The sequence below is a fragment of the Vagococcus vulneris genome (genome assembly GCF_003950515.1).
Taxonomy (GTDB): Bacteria; Bacillota; Bacilli; order Lactobacillales; family Vagococcaceae; genus Vagococcus; species Vagococcus vulneris.
In genome coordinates this window covers 125,858-143,151 of sequence record NZ_NGJS01000003.1, presented here as the reverse complement: position 1 = coordinate 143,151, position 17,294 = coordinate 125,858, and the positions used below count along the sequence as shown (strand labels likewise).

The window sequence follows — 17,294 nt, the reverse complement described above, 5'->3', positions numbered from 1 at the left end:
AGGTTTTTTGATTATGGTAACAGTTCGATCGTTTAAAAGTATTAGACCCAGCACTGAAGTAGTTCAAAATCTAGCTTCTCTGCCTTATGATGTACTTAACTCACAAGAGGCACGAGACATCGCTAAAAGCAATCCCTATTCTTATCTGCATATTGATAAAGCCGAAATTAATTTACCTTTGGCAACAGACGAACACAGTGATACAGTTTATGAATCTGCTGCACAGAACTTAGCAGATTTTCAAGAGAAAGGCTGGCTTGTTCAAGACGATAAACCCGCACTTTATTTATATGAATTGAGAATGAATGGAATATCTCAAACAGGGATTGTCGCAACAACCGCAATAGCTGATTATCAAAATAATAAAATTAAAAAACATGAATTAACACGTCCAGAAAAAGAGTTGGACCGTTTTAAACACATGACTTATTGTGATGCCAATACAAGTCCTATCTTTTTAACGTATCGTGATAATTCTGATATTTCAGCTCTCGTCAGCAATTGGAAGGAAAATCACCCGCCTCTTTATAATTTTGAAAGTTTCTATTCAACAGCACATAAAGTTTGGAAAATTGACCAACCTGAAATCATTAAAAAAATTGAAAAAATTTTTGATAACCAGGTAGATAGTTTATACATTGCTGACGGGCATCATCGTTCAGCATCTGCCGTCAAGTTAGGTCAAGAAAAGTTGAAAAACGATACTTTAAAGGACGATACTGAAGCAAATTATTTTTTATCAGTTATCTTTCCAAAAGATGATTTAGTCATTTATGATTACAATCGCGTAATTTCAGCTCCCTTGCCACACGACTTTTTTGACCAACTGAGTAACTTCTTTGACGTCAAACTTTTAAACAAACCACTGCCCAAACCTGCTAACAAACGTGAATTTACAATGTACGTAGAAAAAAAATGGTACTTGCTGCAGCTGCTTCCTGAGATAACATTTAATAATACATCAGATGCCCTGAATGCTGCAGTATTTCAAAAATTGATTGCTGAAAATATTTTTAACATCACAGATATTCGTACAGATCAACGCATTGATTTTATCGGTGGGATTCGTGGTTTAGACGAACTAGAAACAGCTGTTAATAGCGGTAAGAATACTGTCGCCTTTGCTTTATATCCAACGACAATGGATGAATTGTTAACTGTAGCGGATAATGATGATATCATGCCGCCAAAATCAACATGGTTTGAACCAAAACTCTTAAGTGGTTTATTCGTTCATGATTTAGAAACAAACAGATAAATTTAAAATTGGAGGTGCTATTTTGACTAGAAATTTTCAACAGGTGAAACGTATTGTTGTTAAAATTGGCACAAGTAGTTTAATTTTGGACAATGGCAAAATTAATTTAAAATCAATTGATCAGTTAGCTTTTGCTTTAAGCACTTTAGCAGCACAAAACTATGGTATTATCTTAGTTTCTTCAGGTGCTATTGGTACAGGAATGCATCATTTAGGCATTTCAGAACGCCCTCAGACAGTTGCTAAACAACAAGCTATTTCAGCAATCGGCCAAGCTGAACTAATAAAAATTTATTCACAGCGATTTTACCATTACAATCAGCAGACAGCCCAAGTTTTAATGACACGCGATGTTGTTGATTTTCCATCCAGTCGACAAAATGTTATCAACACATTTGACGAGCTACTTAAGCTACATGTTATTCCTATCGTAAACGAGAATGACAGTGTTGCCGTCGATGAATTAGATCATTTAACAAAGTTTGGCGACAACGACCAACTATCGGCTATTGTGGCAGACATCACTGATGCTGACTTATTAATTATGTTGTCTGACATTGAGGGTTTTTATTCTGATGATCCAAACATTAATTTGCAAGCTGAATTATACTCTCACATTACAAATATCACACCATCTTTGATCAAGAGTGCTTCTGGTACCAAAGGAAAATTGGGAACAGGTGGAATGTCGAGTAAATTAAAAGCTGCTCAACGAATCTTAGCTAATAATCAAAAAATGGTTTTAGCGAAAGGAACTAATCCAGCAATTATCTTAGATATTCTTGAAGAAAAAAATATTGGGACACTTTTTGCAAATCAATCAACGAGAGGTGAATCATAATGACTTCATTAAATCAACTAGGCAGTCGAGCTAAAACAGCAGCCAGATTTTTAGCTACTTGCTCTACAAAAGAAAAAAATTCAGCCTTGCAACATATTGCCGATACTTTACGCACAGAAACAGATATCATACTCGCCGCTAACCAAAAAGATATTAATTCAGCAACCAAAAACGGTTTAACGGATGCTATGATTGATCGTCTGCGTCTGACCTTTAAAAGCATTCAAGTAATGGCTCACGATATTGAAACCATCATTTCATTGCCCGATCCAATTGGTACGATGGATCATGTTTGGAAAAATGAAGATGACCTGACAATTGGAAAACAACGAGTTCCTCTAGGTGTTATTGGGATTATTTATGAATCACGACCAAACGTTACAACAGATGCTTCAAGTCTTTGCTTTAAAGCTGGCAATGCCATTATTTTACGCGGAGGGAAAGAAGCGTTTCATTCGAATCAGGTCTTAGTCAAGCTTATGCAGCAAGCTCTCAGCCAGTGCCACATACCACAAGAAGCAATCCAGCTGCTTCAAGATACGTCTAGAGAAACAGCACGGGAATTTATGCAATTATCAGATTACCTAGACGTGTTGATTCCTCGTGGCGGTTCAAATCTAATCAAAACCGTTGTTAATACTGCTACGGTACCGGTTATTGAAACTGGTACCGGCAACTGTCACGTTTATGTCGACCAAGACGCACAAATCGACATGGCTGTTTCGATTGTGGTCAACGGAAAGTGCCAACGTCCTTCTGTCTGCAATGCCACTGAAACGGTTATCGTTCATGAAGCAATAGCAACCACTTTTCTTCCTAAATTAGAAGCTGCTTTAGCACCATTTAACGTGGAACTCAGAAGCGACAGTCAAGGAATGAGCTGGTTGACAGATAGTATTTTAGCGACTGATGACGATTATGCGACTGAGTTTTTAGATTATATTTTAGCCGTTAAAATCGTTTCATCTGTGGATGAAGCAATAGAGCATATCCATACTTACAGTACACAGCATTCTGAAGTTATTGTGACTGACAATTATTTTACTTCACAAATATTCACGCAGCAAGTTGATGCAGCTGCAGTATATGTCAATGCCTCTTCTCGTTTTACTGATGGAAGTGCTTTCGGTTTTGGTGGTGAAATTGGTATCAGTACGCAAAAGCTGCATGCTCGAGGTCCAATGGGGCTCAATGAACTAACATCATCGAAGTACATCATTTTGGGATCAGGACAAATCAGACAATAGTACTTATTTTATATAACAAAAAGAGAGTGTTATTAAAAACAACACTCTCTTTTACTGTTTTTGTTAATGCTTTATGTTAAAATAATAAGCGTTAATTCAATATCGGAGGAATTTTATAATATGATATCAAAATGGAAACAATCTTTTAAACGAGATGGTATTTACGCTGCAGCATCATTTCTTATTCCCTTTTTTCTAATGTTTGCTGCTTATTTAAGTCTAGGTATTTACTGGGGCAGTGATCGCAGTGTACTTGCTAGTGATGCTTTTTCTCAATTTTCAAATTTCCATGCAAGCTTTAGAAATGCTCTACATGGTGAGCAAAGCCTCTTCTATACTTGGAATGCATCCCTAGGGATTAACTATTGGTCGCTTATTTCGTATTACTTGGGTGGTATTTTTACTCCACTTGTATTTTTCTTTAAAAATGAAAACATCCCAGACGCGTTATATCTCCTAACAATGATTAAAATTGGAGCAGCTGGTCTAGCTTTCTGGTCCTACGGAAAACGTACATTTAAAATTGAGCGTTGGTCTATTGTTGCCTTATCTGTTGCATACTCCTTAATGTCATTTGTCACAGCTCAGTCAGAATTAATTATGTGGCTTGATATTTTTATGTACTTCCCTTTGATTATTTTGGGAATTAATCAGATTTTTGAAAAAGGCCGTTCCATTGTGCTATTTGTTTCTTATTTATTATTATTTATTTCCAACTTCTATTTTGGTTTTATTATCGGTCTCTTTTCAGTGATGTACTATGCAGTACAATGTGTCATTCATTCAACTAAATGGAAACAAACGATTGTTCCTTACTTTACAACAGCTATTTTGGCTGGTCTAAGTTCAATGGTTATGATTCTACCAGCGGTGATGGATTTGCGGACTAATGGTGAAAAGTTGACTGAAATGTCACGTTTCAAAACTGATGCCACCTCCTTTTGGGATATCATCAATAAAAATATGATTGGCGTTTTTGATACGACTAAATATGGTTCAATTCCTTTTATTTACGTTGGACTTTTACCTTTGATCTTTTGTATTTTTTATTTTGTTACCAAAAAAATTCCTTTAAAAAATAAATTAGCTTATGGTGCTGTCTTTGCGATTATTATCGCTAGTTTTTATATCGACCCGCTGAATTTAATTTGGCATGGGCTTCACGCACCGAATATGTTCCTTTTCCGTTTCAGTTTTATCTTCTCATTTTTAGTTGTGATGCTTGCCGGATATGGATGGGAAAAATTTAGAGCAGACGACAAGGGTTATCTTGTCGGTACTGTTTTAATCTTAGCCATTCTCTTCTCACTCGGTAAATTGACAGCTGGTGAAGGTAAATATGAATTTGTTACGTATCAATCTTTGCTAGTCAGTATTTTATTTCTAGCTATTTATCTAACCGCAATCCTTTTCTATCAATTTAAAAAAATCCCGATGAAACAGTTATCATTTCTTCTACTACTTGTAGTTATCGGTGAAGCATTTTTAAATACAAACTTTATGGTTAACGGTATTTTAAAAGATTGGAATTATGCATCACGCAGTCTCTATTCAGAGCCATACAAGGATTATAAAAAGCTAGTTGATAAGGCTACCGCAGAAAATGGCGATACTTTCTATCGACTGGAATCATTGGCACCTATATCTGCAAATGATTCATTTAATTACGGGTTCAGCGGAATCAGTATGTTTTCATCTATTCGTAATAGACATTCATCAGCTGTTCTTGATTCTTTAGGTTACCGTTCAGAAGGGACTAATCTTAATATTCGCTATCAAAATAATACTTTATTTATGGATAGTCTAGTTGGGATACGTCACAATATCAGCAATCAACCGGTCAACAAATTCGGATTTAAACCAGACGGCGGTTCCGGAAAATATCAACTTTTCCAAAATGATTTGGCGCTGCCGCTTGGTGTTATGACAACAACAGATATTTATAAAATCAAACAGCCAACAAATGACAATCTCACAGCTCAAAAAGATTTGATCAACCAATTAGCAAATTATTCTGAGGGTGCTTATTTTAAATTTGTCAATCCGGTTGTTGAAAGCTCTAAGAACACCAAAATTACTAAAGATCAAAATAATAATATTACATATGCAGAACTTAAACCAAACATGGCAAAAGAAATCACATACAACGTTGCTGTACCTGGTGGCAATCAAGCTTATATCAGCCTATTCCCTTCAGATTTTGGAAAACTCGGTAGCTCAACAGTTACAGTTAAATCTCAAGGAACCAGCTACAATGCACAAATCGGTATTACTGGACAATACTATAACCTAGGCTACTTTCCATCGGATGCAACCGTTCAGTTTACACTGACTTTCCAAGGTTCGCAAGATGTCAGCTTTATTAATCCGCCGGTTATGTTGATGGATACTAACTATTATCAAAGTGCAATGACACAAATTAAACAAAACGGTGTTGCCTTCAAAACTGGCAACAGATCTGCCAAAGCTAAAGTAGAAACACCAGAGAAAAAAGTTATTTTCACAACTATCCCCTATGATAAAGGCTGGACAGTGAAAGTTAATGGCAAAAAAGTTGAAACCAAACCATTCTGGGATGGTTTGCTGACATTTGAAATTCCAGCGGGAACTTCAGATATAAAAATGTCTTACTTACCAGTAGGGTTTATTCCTGGTTTAATTTTATTCTTTGGCGGAATTATTGCTTTCACAGGGTATTATCGTTGGACGCTGCATACAAAACAACAGCCTCTTTTAGATCCAACACAATCTGCAAGCAACTTAACAACACGGCGCAGCAGACGTCAAAAATAAAGAAGAGCTTCCTCTACAAATGAAATGTAGAGGAAGCTTTTTTCTGGTATTATTCAATCGGTCAGGTATACTCAAAATAAAAAAAGAAAGTTGGCTTTATATGGAAAATTTTAATGACTATTTGCAAACAATTGAACTACCTGAACAAAGAGAACGCATGGAACATATATTAAATTGGATTCAACATAACTTTCCAGAATTAGACACACGTATTGCTTGGAAACAACCAATGTTTACCAGTCACGATACTTTTATTTTAGGACTCAGCATTTCAAAAAAACACATCGCTGTTGCGCCAGAACAAATAGTTATCTCTACTTTTGCTGATGAAATAAATGCTCAAGGATATTCTCATACAAAACAACTCTTACAAATCCCTTGGGATAAAGATATTCCCTATGATTTAATCAAACAATTTATCAACTTTAACTTAACAGATAAAAAAGACCATCCTAAATTTTGGCGTTAACCTAAAAGTAATAAAAAAAGAGAAACTCTTATTTAAAAAGAGTTCCTCTTTCTTACACCAACCATTTTTCAAGACTGATAGCAATACCATCTGAATCAGAATCTGCAGTAATTTCATTAGCAATTTTCTTCAAATCAGGTGTTGCATTAGCCATGGCAATCCCATAACCAACAACTTCAAACATCGCAATATCATTGTTGCCGTCACCAAAAGCAATTGACTGCTCTTTATCAACTCCAAGATAATTCAAGACAAATTCAATTGCTTCCTTTTTACTTATACCTTTTATACCGATTTCACCACTCCATTTACCAAACAGCGGCACCGTTGAATGGTAAATCTGTAGTGATTCTCCGTAACGATTTACAATATCATCAAATGGAACAGTATTATTTATAAAACTAATTTTATTCACATTATTGTAATCAACTTCTAAGCCATCATATTTTTCCAATAATTCATAAAACCAAGTCATTTTATGATTTAAATTTTCAGGCGTTTCACCAATTTCTGCTGCGTGTTGCTTTAATTCTTCGCGAATTTTACGCTCACAGTTTTCACTCTTAAATAAACCATCATTACATTCTAAATAATAACCAACATCATTTTCATCAAAATATTTCACAATATCTTGAACAGCATCTTTTGGCAATCGTTTGTGATGAATTATTTTATCCCCGACAACAATATAGCCACCACCTGCACCAACAACTCCATCAAAACCAATATCGACAATACTGTCTAAAATCTCAGGTTTTGAGCGTCCGGTACAAATGAACGCAATATTTCCTTGCTCTCTGAATTGACGAATTGCTTTCACACTTGAAGGTAAAACCTCGCCGCTGCTATCGCATAGCGTACCATCTAAATCAAAAAATGCTACATTTTTTTTATTTTTATCCATTTTATCCTCCTATAAATATACTAGACTATAAGTCAACAATAGATAAATAGCTTGATAATATCAAGCTATTCTCTATTATTTCATTGTTTCTTATAAATTTTGTCCATTTGTTGCAATTACTTCTTTATACCAATAAAAGGAATCTTTCTTATATCTTTCCAGACTTCCGTTGCCTTCGTCATCTTGATCCACATAAATAAATCCATATCGTTTACTCATTTGTGAAGTACCACAACTAATCAAATCGATACATCCCCACGTCGTATATCCTAATAAATCCACGCCATCTTTGATTGCTTCACGCATTTGTATTACATGTTTCTTTATATAATCGATTCGATATTCGTCATGAATTTTACCATCATCAGTTAATTCATCTCTAGCGCCTAAACCATTTTCACAAACAAATAATGGTAATTCGTATCGGTCGTATAATTTAATTAACGAGATTCGTAAACCAATCGGATCAATCGGCCAATCCCATTGCGATAATTTTAAATATTCATTTTTTATCGGACTATCAAATGAACCGGCTAATTTCGCTGCATCTTCACGTGCTTCAGTGACATGAGACATATAATAACTGATGGCGACAAAATCGACCTTACCAGATTGTAAAATTTGTTCATCACCTTGTTCCATGACAATATGTATATCATTATCTGCAAAATATTTTGCCATATAACTAGGATATTCTCCTCTTGCTTGAACGTCTGGATAAAACATATTTAACTGATTTGATTTCAAAGCTTGCAATTGATCTTCAGGTTTTGTAGTCAAAGCATATGATTCTATTTGATTAATCATACAACCAACTTGTGCATCAGGACAAATTTCACGTGCTGCTTTTACAGCTAATGCACTAGCTAAAAATTGATGATGCGATGCTTGATAGGTTACTTGTAATTTATCTTCAGGTCGAATTAAATCTTCAAGAACCCCAGCTCCCGTGTACAAACTGTTTAAATTCATATTCATTTCATTAAATGTAATCCAGTATTTAACTTTACCTTTATAACGCTCCAAAATAACACGAGCATATTTTTCAAATAATGACACTAATTCTCGACTCACCCAACCATTAAACTTTTCCGTTAATGTTATAGGCATTTCATAATGTGACATTGTCACCAACGGTTCGATACCATACTTTGCACATTCATCAAATACACGGTCATAGAAAGCTAATCCTTCTTCATTAGGCTCTGATTCTAAGCCTGTTGGAAAAATTCTCGCCCACGAAATTGATAATCGGAATGTCTTAAATCCCATCTCAGCAAATAAAGCTATATCCTCTTTATAACGGTGATAGAAGTCAATTCCCCATCTCTTTGGAAATAGGTAGTTGCTGTCATTTTTCTTGTATTCCTCTAATTCTTTCGATGAAACGTTAAAGGTAAAATTATCTACTTTACCAGTTGCATATGGATCTTTATATGCAGCAAAATCTGAGGTAGATAATCCCTTTCCGCCATCTAAATAAGCCCCCTCAATTTGATTTGCAGCGGTTGCTCCACCCCATAAAAAGTTTTCTGGAAAACCTGAGTTTAATTGTTTCATTATAAAATTCCTCCTACTATTTTTTTATATTATTAATTAATCACTGTAATAATTTGCGAGTGTTGCGCTTCTACTGACTCATCATCATTACTCAGTGGTAATACCTCTAAAAAATTGGGTGTATTTGTTACTATAATCGGTGAATACAAAGATAAACCACTCTCTTTTATTTTATTCATATCAAATTCAAGCAGCTTTTCCCCGACTTTTACAACATCACCTTCAGTCGCAAACCGTTCAAATCCTTCACCGTTAAGACTGACAGTATCTATTCCTATATGAATCAATAATTCTATTCCATCATCTGAAATTAGTCCGATTGCATGGTTTGTGGGCGTCGTCATCGTTACCACTCCACTAAATGGTGCTGTAACGTTACCAACTGTCGGAATTATCCCAATGCCTTTGCCCACAATTTCAGAAGCAAAAGTTTCATCTGGACATTCTGATAACACTTTTGCATGTCCAGTTAACGGAGATACTAAATGAATCGGCATTTTTTTATTAATTGTCGGTGATTTTTCGTCAATATCAGGCATTATTGGATCCCTTTCTTCGATAGACTCTACTTGCTTTTCTTTTAATAAAATAATTGTCAAAATCAGACCCAACATAAAACTTAAAGCTATACCGACTAAGGCAAAAAGGAAATTGTTTCCACCAGTTGGATTTACATATGTAGGCAAAGCTAAAATCCCTGGAACTGTAAAACTAAATGTTTTTACAGCAAAAGATCCGAATATTACACCTCCGACTGCACCTCCAATCATACTTGCATAAAATGGTTTTTTGAGTTTCATTGTCACACCGTAGATTGCAGGCTCTGTAATTCCAAACAGTGCTGGTATAAAACTAGAGATAGCAAGCTGTTTCATTTTTTCATCTTTTGTTTTGATGAATACTCCTAAGGTTGCACCCGCTTGAGCCAAATTGGCTACTAAATTCATCGGTAAAAGCATGATGTCAAAACCAAATTTTTCAAAACTAGCAAACGTACTTGGGAAGAATGCATAATGCATACCTGTGATAACGATTAACGGCATTAATCCTCCCATTAAAGCTCCTGCAAAAGGACCTGCAACTTTAAATAATGTTGTAAAAACTATTTCAAGATATGAACCAATCGTCACTCCCAATGGCGCAATAAATGCCAATAATATCGGTGCTGTCACAAGCAAACTAATTAATGGAACAAAAATAATGCTTAACGACTTTGGTATAATTTTTTTTGTATATTTTTCAACATAGCTTAATAGCCAAACCCCGAGTATTATCGGAATAACTGTCGATGCATAATTATTCATCGGAATACTGAGGCCAATAAATTTTAAACTGCTTATTTCGCCAGCAGCTGCATTATTGATAAACGTTGGATATAATAAGATACCTGCTAACGCAACAGCCAGTGATGGATTTGTTTTGAATTTATTTGCTGCTGAAAAACCAACTAAAAATGGTAAAAAATAAAAAGCAGAATCGGCTATTGCATTCAGAACTTGATAAGTTGAACTTTGATCTGATAATAGATTAAACGTCACTAATATTGCCATTAAACCTTTTAATAAACCGCTCCCTGTAATTGCGGCCAAGATTGGTGTAAAAATACCTGATATCACATCAAAGATTCGATCAATTATATTCCCGCTTGCTGGAGTTTCACCAGTTTCTTCTCTTTCTCCTAATAATGTATCGATTTCTGCATAAACATTGGTTACTTCATGACCAATGATAACCTGAAATTGTCCCCCTTGAAATTGTGCCCCCAAGACCCCATTCAACATTTTTATCTCTTCCAATTTTATTTTTTTTGCATCAATTACATTAAAACGCAGACGTGTGATACAATGCCAACTTTGTGATATATTTTGTTTTCCTCCCATAAAATTAATTATTTGTTCTGCTAACTGTTTATTATTCATCTTTTTCGCTCCTTCCAAATTATAAATGTTTAAATAAAAAACCTGAATAAATAACAGCCACTTGCAGTGTGGTCTATTATTTATTCAGGTTAATGCCTTACATCTGTTACACGCCTAAATAAAATTATTATTTTTTTGATTCTGATACAACACGATCAATATGAATTACTAAATACACTATTTCATCATCTGAGATTACTAAATCATATTTTTTCAATAACATTTCCCTTATTACTAAAGCACAAGCATAACTCTTTTGATATTGCTCTTGAATAATTTCATAAAGTTTTTGATTATTTGATTCATTATTTTTTTCTTCTTGATGAAATTGTCGATTTATAAAATACCTGATATGAGTCACAAATCGAGAATAAGTCATGCTTTCTTTATCTAGTGATACACCAAACAATGATTGAATCAACTTAACCATTTCTTTTGTTATTTCTGTTACTAGCATTGTTTCTCGCATACTTGTCAGTCCATCTTGTGCACTGACTAGATGTAATGCAATAAAAGATTCTTCAACTTTTGGAAATGAAGTCGACAGTTCTTGATTTATTAATTCAACTGCCCGCTTTCCAAGCTCTGCTTCTCGAACATATAAAAATGGAATTTCCCACTGTAACGCATTTTCCAACTCTGTCTCATTATTTTTTACTCTTTGATATGCTGATTGAATATGGTCAGATAATGCTATCATCAAACTATTATTAAGGTCTTTCCCCAATGACTGTTCGCTCATTTCTATTATTCTTTCAGTCACCGCAAGAATGTCTGGTGAGATTTCCGAAAACATTTGGACTAAATCTTGATTATCGTTTTTAGCATAAAATATTTTCTGAACTAAATGATTTTCAATAACGTCCCCTCGTTTTTTACTGAAACCTATTCCGTTTCCAAATAAAACAAATTCTTCACCTTGAGGATCTGTTGCTAAAACTAAATTATTATTTAATGATTTAACAGTTGAGTATATCATTCTCACCCCTTAATAATCAAAAATCGTATTAAAGCAATAAAAAAACACCAACACATAACGACTACAGATGTCATTAAGTTTGGTGATGCCTGATCGAATCAGTAACACTCCGTGTTCATTTATCTATACTAAATCTATCACGATTTGAAAGCGATGTCAACAACTATCTGAAATAATTTTTTAATACTCAATAATATCAAACTAAATATTATTGAATTATCAAATTGAAATCTTTAAAATTTTTTCAAAACTAAAAACCTCTTTGTCCATAAGTTTCATAGACTAAAGAGGTAATAAGTAAAGCAATCACTACATTTACTGGTTCAACTCAGGTTTCGTTCCTAATTCTGCATGAAGCATCCAAATTGTTTTTTCAAAATCACCCTTCATATCAATAAAAATATCTTGTGTTACTAAATCATTTTCTTCCTCTGTAATCTCAATACCTTCAGCACATAAATTACGCAGATAGTGGTATCCAGATAGAAGAATTTCAAATCGCTCTGTCATACTTTTTTCATATGTTCCTTGTTCGTCTTTAATCTTTGTATTTTTTGCAAATTCTTCCAGTGTCGAAAAAGGATTGCCTCCAACAGTAATTAAACGTTCTGCCATAATATCAACACGATCATTGATATCATCCATGTAATCATCCATTTTGGGATGATTTGTTAAAAAACCTTGCCCTCTCATATACCAGTGAGTTTGATGAATGACAACAGAAAATTGACTTAAATCTGCAACTGCTTGATTTAATATTACTTTTGTTTTTTCATTACTCATGAATATTCCTCCTTCATCTTTCTTAGATAATCTTACCACGTCTCTTAGACAATTTGAAATATAATCCTCTATTGCAGGATAACAAGAGTAATATTTTAGCGTATCTTTAACGAAAAGGAGTTGTCCACATATGATCATTCTTGTTTTTTATCTTGGCTGTATCTTGGGATCCTTTCTAGGCGTTCTTGCCGAAAGAATTCCTATCAACGAATCATTCACAATGAATCGTTCCATCTGCCGTTCTTGTAAGCACACATTAAGTCCGCTTGATTTAATACCACTCTATCTTTTTTTATTTCATCAAAACCGTTGTGCTCATTGTGCAAGTAAGATTCCTCGATACCTTAGTTTTTTTGAACTAATTGTTGGCAGCTGTTGCTTAATTTTTTATTATGTCAAATGGGATTTTTCAGCGTACCATCAATTAATACTCGGCATACTACTGATACTCTGCTTGATATTAAGTCTGACTGATTACCTTTATGGAATAGCTGAACCTAAAATTTTATATAGCTTCTCAATTATATTATTAATCTGCCTTCTTTTCACCGCACCATATTTGTTGCACCCCCTAACAGCATTAATTTTATTTATAGCTTTTCAGCTCATTCATTGGTTAATGCCAAACTCTTTAGGCGGAGGTGATAGTAAATTAATCACTGTTCTTGGATTATTTATCGGAGGATATCAAATTATTTGGGTGATTTTCTTTGCCTCATTCAGTGGTTTAATTTTTATTTTATGTTTTAATTTTCTCAGTAAATCTCAAATCATCCGCTTACCATTTATCCCATTCATTACATTAGGATATATGCTGTCTATTATTTTTATTCAATAAAAAAATCACAGGATAGTTTCATTTAACTATCCTGTGATTTTATTTTTTATTCTTATGAATCCTTTAAAGCATCGGCAGCAGCCATTTGTGCTTCAATATCACTGATACTGTAGACATTTTCGCTAGCTACCCCAACTTCTTTCGGCTCCATGTTACGGTATTTCGGCATACCAGTACCGGCAGGAATAATCTTACCGATGATAACATTTTCTTTCAAGCCTAATAAGTGGTCTTTTTTACCTCTGATTGCAGCATCCGTTAACACGCGAGTTGTTTCTTGGAATGATGCAGCAGATAAGAAACTGTTTGTTTCTAGTGATGCTTTAGTAATACCTAGTAAGACCGGACGACCTGTTGCTGGTGTGCCACCGCTAACTAAAGTATTGTAATTACGTTCTTTAAATTCACCAATATCCATTAAAGTACCCGGTAAAATATCTGAAGCACCAGGATCCATGACACGAACTTTACGCAGCATTTGACGAACCATTACTTCGATATGTTTATCGCCAATTTCTACCCCTTGCATACGATAAACTTTTTGTACTTCTTTTAATAGATAATTTTCAACAGTTAACACATCTTTAACTGTTAATAATTGTTTTGGATCAATCGAACCTTCTGTTAATGGAGTCCCACGATCAATGATATCACCTTCAGCAACTTTCAAACGAGAGATATACGGTACTTCATAAGTACGTTCATCTGTTTCGCCTTTAACAGTGATTTCTTTTGTACGACTTCCTTGATCTTCTTTAATCTCTATAATTTCGCCGGCAACTTCAGAAATAACTGCCTGACCTTTAGGGTTACGAGCTTCAAAAATTTCTTGGATACGAGGTAAACCTTGAGTGATATCATCACCGGCAACCCCTCCCGTATGGAACGTACGCATAGTTAACTGAGTACCTGGCTCACCAATTGATTGAGCGGCAATCGTACCAACAGCTTCCCCAACTTCAACTTCAGAACCAGTCGCTAAGTTACGACCGTAACAGTGTTTACATACACCGTGCTTAGTGTTACATGTAAAGACTGAACGAATAGAAATTTCTTGAATACCTGCATCCACAATCTGTTTAGCAATATCTTCAGTAATTAATTTATTCTTACCGATGATTTCTTCATTTGTATCTGGATTAATGACCGACTTACGAGTGTAGCGTCCAATCATACGTTCTTCAAGAGTTTCAATAACTTCGTTACCCTCTTTAAGAGCAGCAATGTTTAAGCCACGATCTGTCCCACAATCAGTTTCACGAATAATCACATCTTGCGCCACGTCAACTAAACGACGAGTTAAGTAACCAGAATCGGCAGTTTTAAGGGCTGTATCCGTCATACCTTTACGAGCACCGTGAGTGGAAATAAACATTTCTAAGACCGTCAATCCTTCACGGAAGTTAGATACAATCGGCAACTCCATGATACGTCCGTTTGGAGCGGCCATCAGTCCACGCATTCCGGCTAACTGCGTAAAGTTTGAGATATTACCACGGGCACCAGAATCACTCATCATAAAGATTGGGTTGCGTGCATCTAAACTTTCCATCAGTTTATTTTGAATAGCATCTTTTGTTGCATTCCAGATACCAATTACGCGTTCATAGCGTTCATCGTCTGTGATCAAACCGCGACGGAATTGTTTCGTTACAACTTCTACTTGTTTATGTGCATCATCAATCATGTCTTTTTTCTCATGTAAGACCACGATATCGGCAATCCCTACTGTCATACCAGCATAAGTCGAATGTTTGTAACCTAAGTCTTTCATTCTATCTAACATGCGTGATGTTTCAGTAATCTTGAAGCGTTTGAAGACTTCAGCGATGATATTTCCAAGATTTTTCTTCTTGAACGGGCCAACTAATTCTTGCTCTTTAATATGAGCAGGAATATCTGTTGCAGCATCAACAAAATATGAATCTGGTGTCTGCACCGTTAAATTGTATTCAGTCGGTTCATTTAAATAAGGGAATTCTGGTGGCATAATTTCATTAAAGATAACTTTACCAGCAGTTGTAATCAAGATTCGCTCTCTTTGCCAATCAGTAAATGGTTTTTCAGGCATTGAACTTGTCTGTAAACCAATACGTGAGTGCAGGTGAACATATCCGTTACGCCACGCTAAAACAACTTCGTCAAGATTACGGAAGACCATACCTTCACCGCGTTGTCCAGATCCTTCCATTGTTAGATAGTAGTTACCTAAGACCATATCTTGAGACGGTGTAACAACCGGTTTTCCATCTTTAGGGTTCAAGATATTTTGAGCAGCTAGCATCAACATACGTGCTTCAGCCTGAGCTTCATCATTTAGAGGTACGTGAACGGCCATTTGGTCCCCATCAAAATCGGCATTGTAAGCTTCACACACTAATGGGTGAAGACGAATCGCACGGCCTTCGACTAAAACAGGTTCAAAGGCTTGGATACCAAGTCTATGTAACGTTGGTGCTCGGTTAAGCAATACTGGATGTTCTCTGATAACATCTTCTAAAACATCCCAAACAGCATCCTCTTGACGCTCAATTTGACGTTTAGCATTTTTAATATTGCTGGCAATTTCGCGTTTAACTAATTCGTGCATGACGAATGGTTTAAATAATTCAATTGCCATTTCTTTTGGTAAACCACATTGGTACATTTTTAAGAACGGGCCAACAACGATTACTGAACGACCTGAATAGTCAACACGTTTACCCAATAAGTTTTGACGGAAACGACCTTGTTTCCCTTTCAACATATGAGATAAAGATTTCAATGGACGATTACCTGGTCCAGTAACAGGACGGCCACGACGACCATTATCAATTAGCGCATCAACTGCTTCTTGTAGCATGCGTTTTTCATTTTGAACAATAATACCAGGTGCGTTCAAGTCTAATAAACGTTTCAAACGGTTATTACGGTTAATCACACGACGATATAAATCATTCAAATCACTTGTTGCAAAACGTCCACCTTCTAATTGAACCATTGGACGTAAATCTGGAGGAATAATCGGCACAACATCCATAACCATCCAATCAGGATTATTTCCTGAAACACGGAACGCTTCTAAAATATCCAAGCGACGGATAGCACGTGTTCTTTTTTGGCCTTGTGCTGTTTTTAATTCTTCTTTTAATTCAACAACTTCTTTTTCTAAATCTACATCTTCTAATAAACGTTTAATGGCTTCAGCACCCATACTTGCTTGGAATTCTTGACCATATTGTTGACGTTTTTCACGATATTCGCGTTCTGTTAGTAATTGTTTTTTCTCTAATGATGTTTCACCAGGATCAGTTACTACATAAGATGCAAAGTAAATAATTTCTTCTAAGGCACGCGGACTCATATCTAAGACAAGCCCCATACGACTTGGGATACCTTTAAAATACCAGATATGTGTTACCGGAGCAGCTAATTCGATATGGCCCATACGTTCACGACGAACTTTAGAACGAGTCACTTCAACCCCACAACGGTCACAGACAATACCTTTATAACGAATACGTTTGTATTTTCCGCAGGCACATTCCCAGTCCTTAGTAGGACCGAAAATGCGTTCGCAGAAAAGACCATCACGTTCAGGTTTTAGGGTACGGTAGTTAATTGTCTCTGGTTTTTTTACTTCACCGTAAGACCAGCTTCTAATTTTATCAGTTGAAGCTAATCCAATTTGCATACTTTCAAATTTATTTACATCGATCAAAAG

At 35.4% G+C, this 17,294-nt stretch carries 12 protein-coding genes; 6 read left to right on the top strand and 6 right to left on the bottom strand.

The window, feature by feature from the left end:
• Positions 1-13 precede the first annotated feature (13 nt).
• From CBF37_RS03745 to CBF37_RS03725, 5 genes are all read left to right on the top strand, one after another.
• Positions 14-1,258 (top strand): DUF1015 domain-containing protein, encoded by a 1,245-nt coding sequence (locus CBF37_RS03745; RefSeq protein ID WP_125983379.1) that lies wholly within the window; start codon positions 14-16, stop codon positions 1,256-1,258.
• Positions 1,259-1,280: 22 nt separating this feature from the next.
• Positions 1,281-2,099, top strand: a complete 819-nt coding sequence (gene proB, locus CBF37_RS03740) for a glutamate 5-kinase (RefSeq protein ID WP_125983378.1) — start codon at positions 1,281-1,283, stop codon at positions 2,097-2,099.
• Positions 2,099-3,346, top strand: a complete 1,248-nt coding sequence (locus CBF37_RS03735) for a glutamate-5-semialdehyde dehydrogenase (protein ID WP_125983377.1) — start codon at positions 2,099-2,101, stop codon at positions 3,344-3,346. Before proB ends, CBF37_RS03735 begins: the two co-directional genes overlap by 1 nt.
• 120 nt (positions 3,347-3,466) lie before the next feature.
• Positions 3,467-6,139: a YfhO family protein gene (locus tag CBF37_RS03730; protein WP_125983376.1), complete on the top strand. Its 2,673-nt coding sequence runs from the start codon at positions 3,467-3,469 to the stop codon at positions 6,137-6,139.
• A gap of 100 nt (positions 6,140-6,239) precedes the next feature.
• The gene (locus CBF37_RS03725) at positions 6,240-6,608 is read left to right on the top strand and encodes an iron chaperone (RefSeq protein ID WP_125983375.1); all 369 of its coding nucleotides are present in this window, start codon (positions 6,240-6,242) and stop codon (positions 6,606-6,608) included.
• 52 nt (positions 6,609-6,660) lie between these two features.
• Here the strand turns inward: CBF37_RS03725 and CBF37_RS03720 are convergent, their stop codons facing one another.
• The 5 genes from CBF37_RS03720 to CBF37_RS03700 form a co-directional block, all read right to left on the bottom strand.
• Positions 6,661-7,512, bottom strand: a complete 852-nt coding sequence (locus CBF37_RS03720; RefSeq protein WP_125983374.1) for an HAD family hydrolase — start codon at positions 7,510-7,512, stop codon at positions 6,661-6,663.
• Positions 7,513-7,602: 90 nt separating this feature from the next.
• A complete protein-coding gene (locus CBF37_RS03715) occupies positions 7,603-9,072 on the bottom strand; it encodes a glycoside hydrolase family 1 protein (RefSeq protein WP_125983373.1) in 1,470 nt (489 codons plus the stop codon).
• 32 nt (positions 9,073-9,104) lie between these two features.
• Entirely contained in the window at positions 9,105-10,991 is a 1,887-nt protein-coding gene (locus tag CBF37_RS03710) for a beta-glucoside-specific PTS transporter subunit IIABC (RefSeq protein ID WP_125983372.1), read from the bottom strand.
• A gap of 127 nt (positions 10,992-11,118) precedes the next feature.
• Complete coding sequence (locus CBF37_RS03705) at positions 11,119-11,970, bottom strand: PRD domain-containing protein (RefSeq protein WP_125983371.1); 852 nt, start codon at positions 11,968-11,970, stop codon at positions 11,119-11,121.
• Positions 11,971-12,285: 315 nt separating this feature from the next.
• On the bottom strand, positions 12,286-12,753 hold the full coding sequence (locus tag CBF37_RS03700) for a Dps family protein (RefSeq protein WP_125983370.1): 468 nt from the start codon (positions 12,751-12,753) through the stop codon (positions 12,286-12,288).
• A 130-nt stretch (positions 12,754-12,883) separates the two neighbouring features.
• Between CBF37_RS03700 and CBF37_RS03695 the strand changes: the two genes are divergently transcribed.
• The gene (locus CBF37_RS03695; RefSeq protein ID WP_125983369.1) at positions 12,884-13,591 is read left to right on the top strand and encodes a prepilin peptidase; all 708 of its coding nucleotides are present in this window, start codon (positions 12,884-12,886) and stop codon (positions 13,589-13,591) included.
• A gap of 52 nt (positions 13,592-13,643) precedes the next feature.
• Here the strand turns inward: CBF37_RS03695 and rpoC are convergent, their stop codons facing one another.
• Complete coding sequence (gene rpoC / locus CBF37_RS03690) at positions 13,644-17,291, bottom strand: DNA-directed RNA polymerase subunit beta' (RefSeq protein ID WP_125983368.1); 3,648 nt, start codon at positions 17,289-17,291, stop codon at positions 13,644-13,646.
• Positions 17,292-17,294: the final 3 nt, after the last annotated feature.

Bases quoted from the DNA above. Each gene is read 5' to 3' on its own strand.
- CBF37_RS03700 (WP_125983370.1), bottom strand. From the start codon at position 12,753: ATGAGTAATGAAAAAACAAAAGTAATATTAAATCAAGCAGTTGCAGAT.
- CBF37_RS03705 (WP_125983371.1), bottom strand. From the start codon at position 11,970: ATGATATACTCAACTGTTAAATCATTAAATAATAATTTAGTTTTAGCA.
- CBF37_RS03710 (WP_125983372.1), bottom strand. From the start codon at position 10,991: ATGAATAATAAACAGTTAGCAGAACAAATAATTAATTTTATGGGAGGA.
- CBF37_RS03720 (WP_125983374.1), bottom strand. From the start codon at position 7,512: ATGGATAAAAATAAAAAAAATGTAGCATTTTTTGATTTAGATGGTACG.
- CBF37_RS03695 (WP_125983369.1), top strand. From the start codon at position 12,884: ATGATCATTCTTGTTTTTTATCTTGGCTGTATCTTGGGATCCTTTCTA.
- CBF37_RS03735 (WP_125983377.1), top strand. From the start codon at position 2,099: ATGACTTCATTAAATCAACTAGGCAGTCGAGCTAAAACAGCAGCCAGA.
- CBF37_RS03725 (WP_125983375.1), top strand. From the start codon at position 6,240: ATGGAAAATTTTAATGACTATTTGCAAACAATTGAACTACCTGAACAA.
- CBF37_RS03730 (WP_125983376.1), top strand. From the start codon at position 3,467: ATGATATCAAAATGGAAACAATCTTTTAAACGAGATGGTATTTACGCT.
- CBF37_RS03715 (WP_125983373.1), bottom strand. From the start codon at position 9,072: ATGAAACAATTAAACTCAGGTTTTCCAGAAAACTTTTTATGGGGTGGA.
- CBF37_RS03745 (WP_125983379.1), top strand. From the start codon at position 14: ATGGTAACAGTTCGATCGTTTAAAAGTATTAGACCCAGCACTGAAGTA.